This window comes from Microtetraspora niveoalba (assembly GCF_001570405.1).
Taxonomy (GTDB): domain Bacteria; phylum Actinomycetota; class Actinomycetes; order Streptosporangiales; family Streptosporangiaceae; genus Microtetraspora; species Microtetraspora niveoalba.
On record NZ_BBYM01000025.1, the window covers coordinates 22335 to 37348 of the forward strand.

At 71.4% G+C, this 15014-nt stretch carries 13 protein-coding genes; 2 read left to right on the forward strand and 11 right to left on the reverse strand.

The genetic code is table 11. The annotated features are described in order from the left end of the window. Positions 1–20 precede the first annotated feature (20 nt). From AWQ70_RS40655 to AWQ70_RS24290, 6 genes are all read right to left on the reverse strand, one after another. Entirely contained in the window at positions 21–776 is a 756-nt protein-coding gene (locus AWQ70_RS40655; RefSeq protein ID WP_218004640.1) for an FAD-dependent monooxygenase, read from the reverse strand. A 116-nt stretch (positions 777–892) separates the two neighbouring features. Beyond that, positions 893–1933: an alcohol dehydrogenase catalytic domain-containing protein gene (locus AWQ70_RS24270; RefSeq protein WP_067180110.1), complete on the reverse strand. Its 1041-nt coding sequence runs from the start codon at positions 1931–1933 to the stop codon at positions 893–895. Positions 1934–1951: 18 nt separating this feature from the next. Beyond that, positions 1952–3145 (reverse strand): cytochrome P450, encoded by a 1194-nt coding sequence (locus AWQ70_RS24275; protein ID WP_067180113.1) that lies wholly within the window; start codon positions 3143–3145, stop codon positions 1952–1954. Between the two features lie 28 nt (positions 3146–3173). After that, positions 3174–4346, reverse strand: a complete 1173-nt coding sequence (locus AWQ70_RS24280; RefSeq protein ID WP_218004641.1) for an NAD(P)/FAD-dependent oxidoreductase — start codon at positions 4344–4346, stop codon at positions 3174–3176. Next, entirely contained in the window at positions 4343–4534 is a 192-nt protein-coding gene (locus tag AWQ70_RS24285) for a ferredoxin (RefSeq protein ID WP_067180116.1), read from the reverse strand. Before AWQ70_RS24285 ends, AWQ70_RS24280 begins: the two co-directional genes overlap by 4 nt. A 32-nt stretch (positions 4535–4566) precedes the next feature. Continuing rightward, complete coding sequence (locus tag AWQ70_RS24290; protein WP_067180117.1) at positions 4567–6027, reverse strand: aldehyde dehydrogenase family protein; 1461 nt, start codon at positions 6025–6027, stop codon at positions 4567–4569. A gap of 157 nt (positions 6028–6184) precedes the next feature. Between AWQ70_RS24290 and AWQ70_RS24295 the strand changes: the two genes are divergently transcribed. Continuing rightward, on the forward strand, positions 6185–7363 hold the full coding sequence (locus tag AWQ70_RS24295) for a PucR family transcriptional regulator (RefSeq protein ID WP_067180120.1): 1179 nt from the start codon (positions 6185–6187) through the stop codon (positions 7361–7363). A 15-nt stretch (positions 7364–7378) separates the two neighbouring features. On the opposite strand, the gene AWQ70_RS39215 is transcribed toward AWQ70_RS24295, so the two are convergent. Next, positions 7379–7552 (reverse strand): hypothetical protein, encoded by a 174-nt coding sequence (locus tag AWQ70_RS39215; protein WP_157530335.1) that lies wholly within the window; start codon positions 7550–7552, stop codon positions 7379–7381. A gap of 257 nt (positions 7553–7809) precedes the next feature. On the opposite strand from AWQ70_RS39215, the gene AWQ70_RS24300 reads away from it, so the two are divergent. Continuing rightward, positions 7810–9921, forward strand: a complete 2112-nt coding sequence (locus AWQ70_RS24300; RefSeq protein WP_067180122.1) for an ATP-binding protein — start codon at positions 7810–7812, stop codon at positions 9919–9921. A gap of 97 nt (positions 9922–10018) precedes the next feature. Here the strand turns inward: AWQ70_RS24300 and AWQ70_RS24305 are convergent, their stop codons facing one another. From AWQ70_RS24305 to AWQ70_RS24320, 4 genes are all read right to left on the reverse strand, one after another. Next, positions 10019–10963, reverse strand: a complete 945-nt coding sequence (locus tag AWQ70_RS24305) for a 4-epi-cubebol synthase (protein WP_067180125.1) — start codon at positions 10961–10963, stop codon at positions 10019–10021. Between the two features lie 146 nt (positions 10964–11109). Then, the gene (locus tag AWQ70_RS24310) at positions 11110–12024 is read right to left on the reverse strand and encodes an LLM class flavin-dependent oxidoreductase (protein ID WP_067180128.1); all 915 of its coding nucleotides are present in this window, start codon (positions 12022–12024) and stop codon (positions 11110–11112) included. 132 nt (positions 12025–12156) lie between these two features. After that, complete coding sequence (locus AWQ70_RS24315; protein ID WP_218004642.1) at positions 12157–12639, reverse strand: MarR family winged helix-turn-helix transcriptional regulator; 483 nt, start codon at positions 12637–12639, stop codon at positions 12157–12159. Between the two features lie 107 nt (positions 12640–12746). Further along, positions 12747–15014, reverse strand: a complete 2268-nt coding sequence (locus tag AWQ70_RS24320; RefSeq protein ID WP_067180134.1) for a hypothetical protein — start codon at positions 15012–15014, stop codon at positions 12747–12749.

Sequence of the window (15014 nt, forward strand, 5' to 3'; positions counted from 1 at the left end):
GGGCTCGATGAAGTCCTCGATCAGCCCCGGGCGGTTCCAGTCGCGTGCGTCGCGGATGGGCCCTCGACCTCGGCCACCCAGTTGACCAACTGGTCCCCGCGGGCGTTGACGCCGTCGCGGATCGGGTAGATCACCATCTTCCCGGTGGCGAGCCACCCGGCCCGCACCATGCTGGCTCCGGTGAGGAAGCGCGGCCACACGGTGGTGCCGCGCCACATCATGTAGCCCGTGTAGTGCGGGGCCGCGCCGCTGTGGAACTGCTTGCGCACGACCGAGTGCACGCCGTCCGCGCCGACGACGACGTCGCCGGCGACCTCCGAGCCGGAGCCGTCCCGGTGCGTGACGTGGACGGTCGCCGACCGCTCGTCCTGGGTGACGTGCGTCCCGCGGTGGTCGAGCAGCACCGCGTCGCGACCGAGCCGGTCGTACACGGCGGCGAGCAGCACCTGCTGCAGGTCGCCCCGGTGGATCGAGAGCTGCGGCCAGTCGTACCCGGCGAATCTGCCGGCGGGCTCGCGGGCGACCAACTGGCCGAACCGGTTGAAGAACGCCGACTCCCGTGTGGTCACGGCGACTTCGGCCAGGGCGTCCTCCAACCCGAGCCGGGCCAGGTTCCTGGTCGCGTGCGGGAGCAGGTTGATGCCGACGCCCAGGGCGCCCAGCTCTGGGGCCGCCTCGAGCACCACGCACTCGATCCCCGACCGGTGGAGTTCGAGCGCCAGGGTGAGACCTCCGATCCCCGCCCCGAGGACGATGACCCTGGGCTTGGTCGCCATCTGCGACTCCTTTCGTGTGGTCCGACTAGAAGAGATCCGGCTGACCACGGCATGACGGCATGGCCCGTCGGCGCCCTGGCACCGCGAACTTCGCGAATCTGGGGTGGATCCGGAGGTCAGGCCGTCCGGAGGATCGCCTTCAGCGCTGTGCCGCCGTCCATCCCGGCATAGCCTTGGGCGAGGTCGTCGAGGTCGTACACCCGGTCGACCAGCGGCGAGGGGTCGAGGCGGCCGTGCACGACGTCGTCGATCAGGCCAGGCAGGTAGTGCCGGGCCGGGGCGACGCCGCCCGCGAGCCGTACCTGCCGTCCGAACAGCCGCATCGGCGGGATCGCGCCGACGCCGTGCGGGACGCCGACGAAGCCGACCGAGCCGGCCGGGCGTACGACGTCGAGAGCCGTGTCGAAGGCCGCCTGCATGCCGACGCATTCGACGACCCGGTCGGGCAGGCGGCCGCCGAGCAGCTCGCGCACCGCGGGGACCGGCGACTCCTCGCGCGAGACCCGCAGTGTCAGAGCGCCGGCCTCCTCCGCGACCTTCAGCCGCTCGGCCCGCTCGCCGAGCAGGACCACACGGTCGGCGCCGGCCCGGGCCGCGGCCATCGCGGCGGAGATGCCGACCGCGCCGTCCCCGATCACCGCGACCGTGTCGCCGCGCTCCACGCCGGCGAGCGCGACACCGTGCGTACCCGTCGCGAACACGTCGCAGAGCGGGATCAGCTTGCGGGCGAGGTCGTCGTCGATCTGCGGCTCGTCCCAGGGCAGCGTCACGAGGGTCGCGTCGGCGTGGGGGACGCGGATGCTCTGCGCCTGCGCGCCCTCCCAGTCCTTGCCCCAGATCCCGGCGTGCGCGCAGAGCGGCTGCAGGCCGCGCCGGCACTCCTCGCAGTCGCCGTCGGAGAACAGGAACGGCGCGATGACCGTGTCACCAGGGCGCAGGGTGCGCACGGCGCCGCCGACCTCGCGCACCCGGCCGATGAACTCGTGTCCGATGCCGCCCTCGCCGTGCGGGACGAGACCCCGGAAGGTCCACAGGTCGGACCCGCAGATGCCGGCGTAGCGGATGTCGACGACGACGTCGTCCGGATCCGCGATCCGGGGTTCGGGGAGGTCCCTGACCTCGATCCGCCCCGGCTCGGAGAACCACGCTCCACGCATGATGCTGCTTCCGACCTTTCAGGCTGTCTCGGCGACCGGGCGCACGGTGGTGGGCAACGCGTCGAGCCCGCGGATGAGCTGGTTGATCCGCCGGACCGGAGCGCCGACCTCGAACCTCTCGACCCGGCGGGCCAGAGCGGCGAGGATCGAGTGGCCCTCGAGGCGGGCCAGCCCCTGGCCGGCGCAGCCGTGCATGCCGTACCCGAACGCGAGGTGGTCCACGGGGTTGCGCCGCACGTCGAAGCGGGTGGGGTCCTCCCATTTGCGCTCGTCGCGGTTGGCCGAGGCGTACAGCATCATCACTCGCGACCCGGCCGCGAGCCTCAGGCCGTCGACGTCGACCTCGCGGGTGGCGACCCGGCAGAAGAACTGCACCGGGGACTCGATCCGCAGCACCTCGTTGAGCGCGGAGGGGATCAGCGTGGGGTCCTGGCGGACCAGGTCCCACTGCTCCGGGTTGTGTGCGAAGTACCAGACCGCGTTGCTGATCGCGTTGATCGTCGTGTCCAGACCGGCGGTGACGTACGCCGACATGAGGGGGACGCACGACTCCTGGCGGATCTGGCCGGCCGCCGCGGCATCGTAGATGGCGCGGCCCATGCTGCCGGGGGTGAGCTGGTCCGGCTCGATGCTCGACAGGTACGCGAGCTGGTCCTCCAGGAGGGGGAACGCGGCGTCGGTGCGCGGTCCGGGCGGACCGCTGGCCGAGAACGCGGCGTCGGCCCAGCCGAGCACCTTGTCCCGCCCGTTCTGCGGCAGGCCGATCAGGTCCAGGACGATGGAGATGGGGAAGGCCCGCGCGAGGTCGTTGACCGCGTCGAAGGCGCCCTGTCGTACGAGGGGCGCGACGAGCTCGTCCGCGCGCCGCTCGATGTCGGCCTTGAGCTCCCGGATCGCCTTGGGCGACAGCCGCGACGCCAGGACGTCGCGCAGCTGGTCATGCTCCGGCGGGTCGGTCGCGATGATCATTCCCTGGGTGGCCTCGTTCGCGAGGTCGTTCAGCCCGATGCCACGGGCCGAGCTGAAGGACTCCCAGTCGGCGAGGCCCGCCCGGACGTCGGCGTACCGGCCCATCGCGTACGACCGGTAGCGCGGAAGGTAGACGACGGGACCGGCGTTCCGGATTCGCTCATAGATGGGGAACGGGTCGGTCAGGACGTCGTCGGTGAAGAGGTCGAGGTCCAGAGACGGGATCTCGGAGATGCTGGTCATCCTGTACTCCTTCGGGAGGCGAGGCAGGCTAGGGGGTGGTTGCGATCTTGCGTAGCTTGACCAGGGGCGTCCGGTGGTTCACCGTCGCGGCGGCCACCGGGACGCCGTCTCGGGTCCACTGGATGAGCGCGCTGTGTTCTTCGAGAGATCCGGTGAGGACGTTCGGCGTGGATCCCGGCACGATCTCGCCGCAGACCTTGATGTCGAGTCCCCACTGTTCGGTCCAGTAGTACGGCGACGGGCGGTAGGCGGGCGCCTCGTCGCCCATCAGCAGCGCCGTGGCGGCGGCACGCGCCTGGGCTATCGCGCTCCCCCAGTGGGGCGAGCGCCGGGGCCGGCTGATGCGCTCGCTCACGCGGGCCACGACGTCACCGGCCGCGACGATGCCCGGGGCGACTCGGCACCGCTCGTCGACGAGCAGGCCCGCCGGGCCGCCGAGCCCGGAGTCCGCCAGCCACTCGACGTTGGGCAGGTCGCCCACGGCGCTGACCACCACGTCGGCCTCCAGGAGCTCCCCTTCGAAGGTCCGCACGGCCGTCGGGCGGCCGTCACCCGGCAGTTCCACGCCACCGGGCGCGCGGACCAGCCGCACGCCCTCGTCCAGGGCGGCGCGGGTCATGTGCTCGGCCAGGAAGGCGCCGAACTGCCGCACCAGCGGAGGGTCCTGGTCGACGACGGTGACGGCGAGCCCGATCCCGCGCGCCGTCGAGGCGATCTCCATGCCGAGGAATCCGCCGCCGACGACGATCAGCGAGGTCGCCTCGGCGAAGATCGCGCGCAGCCGAACCGCGTCGTCCAGGTCGCGAACCACCAGCTCACCTGCGTCGCCCGCCTGCGGGTCGTACGGCCGCAGCCGCCGGGCCCGCGCCCCCGAGGCCACCACCAGGCCGTCGTACGGGAGCTCTTCCCCGCCGTCGAGCAGCACCCGGCGGCGGCCGCGGTCCAGGCCGACGGCGCGGGACTCGGTGCGGAGGTCGATATCGGCGCGCAGCGGCGATATGAATACGGATTCCGGTGTCTCTGCGCCCTTGAGCATCCCCTTGGACAGCGGCGGCCGGACGTAGGGCGCGTGACGCTCGTCGCTGACCACGGTGATCGAGCCCTCGTGGCCCTGCTGGCGCAGGGCGTCCGCTGCGGTGACGGCGGCCACCGAGCCGCCGACCACCACGACGTCCCCGCCGCTCCCGATGCCGCCCGTCACGGCTCCAGCCTCAGCGCCGCTACCGGGCACACCCGCACGGCGGCCTCGGCCTGCGCGGCGTCGCCGGACGCGACCTCCTCCGACAGAACCTTCAGGTCACCCTCGTCATCGAGCTCGAGCAGGTGCGGCGCGGCCTCGGCGCAGAATCCGTAGCCCTCGCAGCGCGCCTCATCGACGATGATCCTCATGTCAGCACCTCAGTCAGGAAATATCCGGAAAATCAGACGGGGTAGGTGGGCGGGGCGGGCCGTGCCGTGACCCACTGCCAGAAGGTGAACTCGTCCAGGTTCCAGTGGCCGCCATAACGGCCGCCGTTCCCGGACGCACCCATGCCACCCATGGGGATGTGCGCGGCGTCGTTGATGGTCTGCCCGTTGATGTGGACCATGCCGGTGCGCAACCGCTCGGCCAAGGCGAGACCCCGCGACACGGACCCGGTGTGGATCGCCGCGGACAGGCCGTACTCGGTCAGTCCGGCCAGTTCGACCGCCTCCGCGTCCGAGGAGAACCGGGTCACGGGGATCACCGGACCGAAGATCTCCTCGCGGAACGCGCGCACGCCGGGCGTGACCCGGTCGAGCACGGTGGGCTGGTAGAAGGGCCCGTCGTGGGAGCCGCCGGTGCGCAGCACCGCGCCCGCCTCGACCGAGCCGGTGACGATGTCGTGGACGCGCCGCGCCTGGCGCGCGTCGATGAGTGGGCCGACCCGCACCTCCGGGCGTCGCGGATCACCCATGACGAGGGACCGGGCGTGCGCGGTGAGCCGCTCGACGTACTCGTCCGCGATGCTCTCGTGCACGAGGTGGCGGCCGGTCGCCATGCAGATCTGGCCCTGATGCAGCAGCGAACCCCAGGCCGCGTTGTTGACCGCCGCGTCCAGGTCCGCGTCGTCCAGGACGATGAGCGCGTTGTTCCCGCCGAGCTCGAGCACGACCCGCTTGAGCAGGCCACCGGCGATCTCGCCGACCCGGCGTCCGGTCGCGGACGACCCGGTGAACGAGATCACCCGCGTGTGCGGCGAACAGACGACGGCCTCGCCGACCTCGGGGCCGCCGGGCAGCACGTGCAGCAGTCCGGACGGCAGGCCCGCGGCCTCGAACACCCGGGCCAGCGCGACGCCGCCACTCAGCGTGGTCTTCACGTCCGGCTTGAGCAGGACGGCATTGCCCAGCGCGAGCGCGGGAGCCACCGACCTGATGGCGAGCATGAGCGGAGCGTTCCACGGCGCGATCACACCGACGACGCCGACAGGAACCCGCCGGGCCATGCTCAGCACGGACACGTCCTCGTGCGGCAGGAGCTGACCGTACGGCTGGTCCGTCAGGCCGGCGGCCGAGCGCAGCTCGTCCAGGGCCTTGGTCACCTCCTGCTCGGCCTTGACCCTGATGCCCCCGGTCTCCCTGATCATCATCTCGACGATGTCGGCCCGCATGGACTGAAGGGCGAGCGACGCCCTGGCCATCACGGCGGCGCGCTCCTTGTAGGAGGCGCGGGCCCATTCACGCTGGGCCTCGGCCGCGACCGCGCCGGCCCGCTCGACGTCCGCCTCGTCGGCGAGACCGATCTCACCGATGCGCTCGCCGGTCGCGACCTCCACCACGTCCGCGGTCCCGCCGCCGCCACGACGCCATCCGTCCGAGAACAGGTGTGCGGAGACCGAGGCGAAGTCACATTGGCTCACTGAAAACGCTCCAATCAGCGGGGGGCGACCAGCGAAAACGCTGGCCTACGTCGGCGTTTCCAGGAGGTTACGCCGCACGATCTGGCGCCACCTCGCCACGAGTGAACTAATCTGCGTGCCAAAACTCCGACACGGTGTCGCAACGGGAGGGATCGGCGTGAGCCTCGACGACATGGTCCAGACGCTCGCGGAGCAACTCGGCGGCCCGGTCGTCCTGTACGACGCCGACCTGAACCTCGTGGCATTCAGCGTCCACGAGGACGACGTCGACGAGGCCCGCCGGTCGGTGATCCTCTCCCGCAGAGCGAGCGTCCGCGCCAAGGAGATGATCGCGGCTTACCAGGTGCGCAAGGCCCGGTCCCTGGTCCGGCTGCCCCCGCACGGGGACACGCCCGCCCGCATCGTGTACCCCGTGTGGCATGCGGGGCACGTCCTTGGATATGTCTCCTATATCGACAAAGGAGCCGACGAGGAGCCGAGGCCTCAGCACCAGCGGGTCCTGTCCGCGGCGGAGCCGGAGATCGGGGCGATACTGGCTCTGCGCGCCCTGCAGCGCCACCATTCGTCGGACGAGTCGCGCCGCCTGCTGTCCGAGCTCCTCTCCGATGACGTCGCCGCCAACGAGGCCGCCGCGGCCGAGCTGCTCGAAAGTGGTCTGGTGAGCTCGGCCGCCCGCTACTCCGTGATGGTCTTCCGGCCGGCCCAGCAGCCGATCCGTCCGTCGGGCGCCGCCAGGCTGGCGATCGAGCAGGCACTTTCGATGATCGCCAGGTCGACGTCGCTCAAGGCGTGCGGGGCCGTGCTCGGCAATGAGGGCGTGCTGGTGATCCCCCGGCCGGTGAACCCCGAACGGCTTGCGGGCCTGCTCAGCGGGCCGGGACTGGAGTCCCTGCGGGCCGGAGCCGGCGGGCCGCGTGAGTGCCTGGCGCTGGTGCGCGCGTCGTACCGCGAGGCGGTCATGGCCTGGCGCGTGGCGACGGCGGACCCGACCGGCTACGGCGTGTCGGCGCGCTGGGAGGACCTCGGGATCGACCGCCTGCTCATCCAGTTGCCGCTCGACTCGCTCACCGTGGAGGACCTTCCGGTCACGGTACGGCGGCTGCTGCAGGCCCCCTCAGGTGAGAAACTCGCCGACACCCTGGAGGCCTACCTCGACCACGGCGCCGACGCCCAGGCCACAGCCCGCGATCTCGTCATCCACCGCAGCACGCTGTACTACCGGCTCGGCCGGATCAACGACATCACCCAGTGCGACCTGGCCGACGGCCGGGTACGGCGCGAGCTACACACCGGTCTCCGCGTCGCCACCCTCGCCGGCCTGCGCGTCGCGGTGTGACCGATCGGGGTCGGACTAGTCCCAGTGCGGGGGGCGTTCCTCGATCAGTCGCGCGTCGTCGGACTCGGCGTCGCCGCGCCACTCGCCCCATCCGAGGTCGGTGTCGTCGCTGGTCTGGTCAGGCAGCACCGACAGACCCTCGTCGAAGAGGTCCACCGGCCGCATGTCATCCGGATGCCGCTCAGTCACACGACGATGGTAACCGGCCCCGCTCTCGCCCGCGGGCCCGCCGCCGCGAGGTCGAGGCCCCGGCGGGGTGGTTCCGGTCGTGCGTTCCGGCCACGCACGGAGGGCGGAAAATCACTAGAAATCCCCGCATAATCGGGCGAGAGCGAATATTTCCCCCTGCGGTAGAGGTCGAAGATCCCGGACCCGAACATTCAACCGTCAGCAAAGGTACGATGCGGAAACAGGTAGCAGGCCGGACGCGACCCCCGTGAGGCGGCATGGCAACGCCAGCAGGATGGCGTGGAGAGGGCAACCTGCCCGCGGAGCTGACCAGCTTCGTGGGCCGGAGCAGGCTTCTCGCGACCATCAGACAGCGACTGCACGACTCCCGACTGGTCACCGTGACCGGGATCGGAGGTGTGGGCAAGTCCCGGACGGCTCTGCGCATCGCCCACCTGGTGCGCCAGCAGTTCAAGGACGGTGTCTGGTACGCCGACCTCGCGCGGCTGCAGGACGCCGGCATGGTCCAGCACACGATCACCTCGTCGCTCGGCATCGCCGACCAGTCGCACCGGGCGGGCTCCGAGACCCTCGCCGAGTGGCTGGGCGACCGCGAGATCCTGCTCATCCTGGACACGTGCGAGCACCTGGTCGACGCCTGCGCCGAGCTGACGCAGGACCTCCTCACCCGTGCGCCGAACCTGCGGATCGTCGCCACGAGCCGCCGCTCGCTCAACGCCCCCGGTGAGTTCACGATCGCGATCCCGCCGCTCGCCGTGCCCGGCGACGACCCCTCGGAGAGCCCGTACACGAACGAGGCGGTGCAGCTCTTCGCCGAGCGGGGCAGCGCGGTCGTCCCCGACTTCGTGGTGGACGAGAGCAACGTGTCGGCCGTGTCCGAGCTGTGCCGGCGGCTGGACGGCATCCCGCTCGCCATCGAGCTCGCCGCCGTACGGCTGCGCGCGCTGTCGGTCGAGCAGATCCTCGCGCTGCTCACCGACCGGTTCAGCCTGCTGGCCGGCGCCAGCCGTACGGCACTGCCGCGGCACCAGACGCTGCGCGCCGCTATCGGCTGGAGCCACGAGCTGTGCGAGCCGGCCGAGCGGCTGCTGTGGGCCCGGCTGTCGGTGTTCGCCGGCGACTTCGACCTGGACGCGGCCCGGTTCGTCTGCGCGGGAGACGGCCTGGAGGCCGCGACCGTCCTCGACGTGATCTCCGGGCTGGTCGACAAGTCGATCCTGTTCAGCTTCCCGACCCCGGTCGGCCAGCGGTACCGGCTGATCGACACGCTCCGGCAGTACGGCGCCGAGTGGCTGGAGAAGCTCGGCGAGACCGAGGCGCTGCGCCGCCGCCACCGCGACCACTACCTCCAGCTCGCCCAGCGCGGCGAGCACTCCTGGTCCGGTCCCCGCCAGGTGCAGTGGTACGCGCGGATGCGGCAGGAGCACGACAACGTCCGGGTCGCGCTCGACTACTGCCTGTCCGACGCGGTCGAGGCCCGCACCGGGCTGGAGCTGCTGTCGTCGTTGTGGTTCCTCTGGGTCGCGTGCGGGTTCGCCCGGGAGGGCGCGGTCTACCTGGAGCGGGCGCTCGCGGCGTCCCGCGTGCCGAGCAAGGAACGATGCAAGGCCCTGTGGGTGCTCGCGTACATCCGCAGCGCGCAGGGCGACCTGCCGGGCGCGCTCGCGGCGGCCGAGGAGTGCAGCAGCGAGGCGGTGCGGGCCGGCGACTCGGGCGCCGTCATCCTGGCGACCAAGATGCAGGGCACCACCGCGATGCTCCAGGGCGACGCCAAGAAGGCGACCGCCCTGCTCGGCGTGGCGATCGAGTTCCACCGGGGCGGGCGCGAGCTCAACCCCGGGCTGCTGCCGGCGATCGTCGAGCTGTCCATGGTCCTGTTCGCGCAGGGCGACTTCAGCGAGGCCGAGGGCCTGCTCGACGACTGCCTCAAGGTGTGCACCGAGCGCGGCGAGCAGTGGCTGCGCTCCTACGCCTGGTACGCCAAGGCCCAGGTGCAGCGGGCCACCGGCCTCCGGGACGAGGCGCTGGAGAGCTGCAAGTCCTCGGTGCGGATCAAGCGCCACTTCCACGACGTCCTCGGCATCGTGCTGTGCGTGGACGCGATGGCCGGGCTCTACCTGGAGATGGGGCGGCCCGAGCACACCGCCCATCTGCTCGGCGCGGCGCAGACGAACTGGCGGACCTTCGGGCTGCCGCAGTTCGGGTCGCCGTTCTTCACCAACGAGCACGAGCAGTGCGTCAAGGAGTGCAGGAGGCTCCTCGGGGACGCGGCCTACCAGGAGGCGTACAACCGGGGCACGCGTCTCTCGCTCAGCGAGCTGATCGAGTACGCACTGGACGACTTCGACGAGTCGCCTCTCCCGGGCTGACCACCCGCGGGCCGGGACGGCGGCGGCGGGGACGACCCTCGCGGGAGGCCCGGGGCCGCGATCCCGGCCCCGGGCCTTCCGCGCGCCATCCCCCGGCTCAGTCCACGGGGACCGGGCAGACGCCCACATAGCGGGAGCTGGTCAGCGAATAGTCCACGCTCCCGCTGATCCAGCGTTCGAGGCCCTTGACGTACGCGTCGACCGCGGGCGAGCCGAGGGCGTCGAGCGCGGGCCTGAGGGCGACCATTCCGGCGACCGCCTCGTTCCGCATCCCGCCGATGAGGTCCATCGCCTCCTGCGTCGAGCACCCCTTGTGCCGCCGGAGCACGCTGACGAGGTTGTTGTTGATGTTCGGGCCCGAGCGTTCCTTGGCGTACGAGATGAGGTCGTTGTCCCAGACGACGACGTCGTTGGCGTGCTCGGTGATGGCCCGCACGTGCGGGTGGCGCCATTCGCCGGGGGTCAGGTAGACGCCGGCGGCCACGTCGACGAGCGCGAAGACCGTGAGCATCGCGCCGGTCCTGCGCCGCATGACGATGTAGTCGTCGAAGGAGGGGACGATGTCGTGCTCCCTGTTGGCGGCCTCCCAGACCTGGGCGAAGAGGTAGTCCTTGGTCATGGCCCGCCACCGGTCGAGCTGGTCGGCGTTCCCGGCGGCGGCGATCCTGCTCTTGATCTCCAGCAGCGAGCGGGCGAAGACGTTTCCGACCGCGTCACCCTCGTCGAGGTCGTCGATGACGGAGATGAACTGCGGGAGCGCCCTGGCGATCTCGCCCGCCGCCCGGTCCGACTCGCAGAAGGCGTCGTCGAAGGCGAACAGCCACACGCACCAGTCCGTGACGAGCCGGCACAGCTCCCGGGCGGCGTACGGGTAGGTTCGCCCGCCCAGCCACCCGTACCTGGCCCTGCCGTACCGTTCGAGGTTTTCGGCCCCCTCGATCATTCCGGACGCGGCCAGCCAGGCCAGCGTGTCCCTGTCCACTTCCTCGACGTACGGATTGACCTCGCTGGGGAACGGGCAGGTCAGCGCGGGGATACGCAACGGCGCTCTGTTTTCGGCAATTGTGGAAGGATTCGACACGCCCAACAGCATGACTACGGAACCGACAAATCGCTACACCTTTCGTTGACATTTATGGGCTGTCGCAAGCTTTATGAGGTTGCGAGGCGTGATGAGGGAAATGCGGCTCAGCGGCCCTCCTTCGCGATCGCCTCGCGTACGGCGGGGACGATCTCTCCGGCCCAGCGGCCGAGGAGGACGGAGTCCGGCGCGTCGTGGCCCGCGGAGAAGAGCGTGAAGCCCGAGGCGCCGTGCTCCAGCACGGCCCCGGTCAGTTCCTCGACCCACTGGCCGGCGGAACCGCCGATCCAACGGCCCTCCCGGTCGCGCGTGGCGGGCAGCGGCCGGTCGGTGACGCGTCCGGGGAGATTGAAGACGGTGCGGATCTCACGCGGGTCGCGGCCCGCGGCGGCCGCCGCTTCGTCGATGACCGGCCGCGACGTCCGGTATCGCTCGCTGAGCCAGTCCGCGGCGTGGCCGGGGATCCAGCCGTCGGCCACCCGGCCGGTGGCGGCCAGGGATCTGGCGCCGACCGACCCGGTCCACACGGGAGGCGCGGCCACGGGAGCCGGCTCGATCCCGTTCACCTGGTAGTGGCGGCCCCGGAAGGTGACCGGCGAGCCCCCGCCCGACAGCGACTTGATCAGGACGATCGCCTCCTCGAAGGCGTCCACCGCGTCGCCCGGCGACAGCCGCGGCACTCCCATGTCGGAGATCCGGTCCCACAGCCCGCCCGCGCCCATGCCGAGCACGACGCGCCCGCCCGACAGCGCCGACAGCGACGTCACGGTCCGCGCCAGCATGGGAGCGGGCCGGGTCGGCAGGTTGGTGACGTTGGCGAAGCCGGAGATGTGCCGGGTGCGTCCCAGGACGAACCCGAGGGAGGCGTAGGCGTCCAGGCGTCCGCCGACGTAGGGGTGGTCCGACAGGGAGAAGTGGTCGAGCCCGTCACGGTCGGCCTGCTGAGCCATCTGCAGCAGTCGCGGCGCCTCGTCGATGCCGCTGTGCGCGCCGAAGCCGAAGACGACGTGTTGTTCGGACAATGCTCCGCCTTTCCTGGTGGCCGGCAGCCGGAACGACCGGAACCGCCGGACAAAAAAATCAGTTCGTGGCACGAACCATATTAGTTCGTGCCACGAACTGCAATTCCCGGCGCCGGGCGAGGCGGCGCGGTCTCAGCGCCCGCGGCCGCCGGCGGCTCCCTCGTCGGGCTCCAGGAACACCGCCGGAACCTTGTTGTCCAGCACGACCCGGCCGAGCAGTCCGGCGAGCGTCTCCTGTTCGGCGGCGGCGAGCCCCGCCGCCAGTTCCCCGACCCGCCGGCAGGTCTCGGCGTAGAACTCCTCCGCCAGCACGCCGCCCCGACGGGTCAGCGCGACCCGCACCGCGCGCGAGTCCTGCGGGTCCGGCCTGCGTTCGACCAGGCCGTTGCGCTCGGTGCGGTCCACCAGGCCGGTGAGGCTCGACTTCGCCAACCCCAGCATCGCGCCCAGCTCGCTCATGCCGTACGGCTGCGCCATGAGCACGCAGAGCAACTGCCCCTGCTGCGCGGTGAGGCCGTGATCCCGGGCGGAATCGGCGTACACGGCGTTCACCAGGAACGTGGACCGCACCAGCGCGGCCACGGCTCCCATCCGGCCCTCATCATGCTTTCCCACGCGGCCAGGCTAACATCGAAACGCCCGGTAGTTCGCGAGACGAACTAGCCGCGTTCCGCACACGAGAACGCATGGGAGCGGCGCCGCGCGCGTATCCCGACCGGGGCTCAGGCGCGGCTCAGGGTGAGCGTTCCCTCCCCGCTCCGCCTGATCACGATGACGGCGTAGACGCCGGACACCTTCGGGTCCGCGATGGTGACACGTTCGGCCTTGCCCGGCCCGCCCGCCGCGGAGCGGCGGGCCTTGGAGCGCGGCAGCCCCCAGGTTCCGGAGTCCGGCGCCATCACGAAGAGGTCGACGTCCTGCCCGCCCTGAGGCGTGACGGTGAACGTCGCGGGCACGCCCTGTTCCACCCGGGTCGTACGGATCTCGACCAGCCGGTCGGCGCCCATCGCGACCTCCATGGGCGTGCCCTTCTCCAGGTCGCCCTCGGGCGCCTCGGCCACCTCCAGCGCGTACTCCTGGTGGTCGGCGTCCCCGGGGGCGCTCGCGATTAAGGCGTCGTCGGCGGAGGCCGGCTGCACGGCGACGAAGTCCGCGTTGGCCGCGGCCGGATCCGAGCTGCCGACCGGCGTCTTGGAGTGATCGGGAGGGTACACGTCGAGGTCGACGTTCCCGCCGCTCGCGGGGGAGGCGACCGCCGCCACCACGGACCACCTGCCGGCCGTGGTGGCGAAGACCGGCAACATCGGGACGTTCGCGGGCCAGCGGGCGATCTTCCGGTCGAAGACGTCCTCGTAGCGGTGCCCTTCGCTGATGGTGTTCTGGAAGAGCACCGACTTCGCGACGAAACGGTCCTGCTCGCTCAGCCCCGCCACGAACTGGCCGACGGTGTCGGCGGGCGCCTTCCTGAACGCGGCCACCACCGCCGCCGGGCCCCAGCCGGCGACGTCCCAGTACTTCTCGTTCCGGGCCCCGGAGTCGGCCAGGTCGAGGAGCGCGCCGGCCACCCGGCCCTCGACGTCGGCCCCGCTGTCCCAGCCCTGGGTGAACCAGGTCGGGCTCTCCATGTCCTCCGGAGGGTCGGTGGGCTTCCACCGATAGTGCGTGTCGCCGTAGGTCTGGACCGCGAACCAATCGGCCCATCCCTCCGTCCAGGCGCACCTCTCGCCCGACCGGATCGGTCCGTAGTGCTGCGAGCAGGAAGCCTCGGTCGGCGGCATGTGGCCGTAGGTGTAGTCCATGATGAAGTGACCCACCTCGTGGGCGACCGTCATCTTCTCCAGATGCTCCGACGCGTCCAGATGGATCTGGAAGCGGTCGGTGCATTTGCCGGAGACGACGCCCGGGCAGTAGTGCGAGAGGGGCACGACGACGTCGGGCTTCCATTTGACGGTCAGCCGCTGACAGGCGGCCTCACCGGGCTTCCAGCAGTCGTTGCCCGGCTGACCCAGCCATCCGGTGTACGCGCTCCACGCGTCGTGGAGGCGGGCCATGATCCGGAACGCGCCCTCCATCTCGTCGCCGGGCGCGGCCGCGTAGTCGATGATCGTCGTGTCGGTGGCCAGGGGCACGTCCTTCACCACGGCGCTGTTGGCGAAGTAGTCGAGGCCGGCGCCGGTGCCCGGCTCCTCCACCGTCCACAGCGGGGCCACCGTGGACACCATGAGATAGACGTCCTGGCCGGTGCCGTCCTCCTCGATGCCGGGGAAGCACGCCCTGTAGCCGCCCGTGGCGTCGGACGTGACCTTGCCGAGCAGGTCGGGGGACCCGACCTCGTCCTTGTCCCACACCTCCACGGACACGCTGGGCGTACCCCTGACCGCTCCCGTGTCCGGCTCGACGTGCGTGACGCGCCCGCGCACGCAGGTGTCGCCGGCGAGGGTCGCCGCCGGCGCGAGGGTCTGCTCGGGACGGCTGGGGCGCTCCCGTCGCAGCCCGAAGGTCGACGACTTCTCCCCGATCGTGAGATAGGCGAGCCCCTCGCTGCTCGGGCCGGGCCGTTCGTCCCGCGCCCGGACGTAGATCGAGGCGGGGCCGGGCGTGACCGCGGTGACCACGCCCTCGAAGCGGACGGGTTTCCCGCGCCGGGCCCGTTCCGTACGGCTCGCGCGGTCCACGGGGCTGCGCCCGATCATCGCCGCCGTGTGGTCGAGGCCGGCGGGCGGGCGCACCCAGCGCAGGGTGTCCGGCAGTTCGATGGTGGTCATGGCGTCCGGAACGTCCTGTTTCGGGACCACCTCGACGGTGAGCGTCGCGTTCTGCCCGACGGCCGGAGCCCGGTCGAGCGAGACGGACACGGTGAAACAGTCCCCCGGAGCGCACGCGGGCGCCGCCGCGTGGGCCGGGGCGGGGACCGCCGCGGTGAGCCCCGCGGCGATCCCTCCGACGATCAGCAGGTCCGCCAGGGCGGCGGCCGTCAGTCGGCGTAACAT

Coding starts and splice junctions, on each gene's coding strand:
- AWQ70_RS40655 (WP_218004640.1), bottom strand. CDS start 776: ATGGCGACCAAGCCCAGGGTCATCGTCCTCGGGGCGGGGATCGGAGGT.
- AWQ70_RS24270 (WP_067180110.1), bottom strand. CDS start 1,933: ATGCGTGGAGCGTGGTTCTCCGAGCCGGGGCGGATCGAGGTCAGGGAC.
- AWQ70_RS24275 (WP_067180113.1), bottom strand. CDS start 3,145: ATGACCAGCATCTCCGAGATCCCGTCTCTGGACCTCGACCTCTTCACC.
- AWQ70_RS24285 (WP_067180116.1), bottom strand. CDS start 4,534: ATGAGGATCATCGTCGATGAGGCGCGCTGCGAGGGCTACGGATTCTGC.
- AWQ70_RS24300 (WP_067180122.1), top strand. CDS start 7,810: ATGGCAACGCCAGCAGGATGGCGTGGAGAGGGCAACCTGCCCGCGGAG.
- AWQ70_RS24320 (WP_067180134.1), bottom strand. CDS start 15,014: ATGTTACGCCGACTGACGGCCGCCGCCCTGGCGGACCTGCTGATCGTC.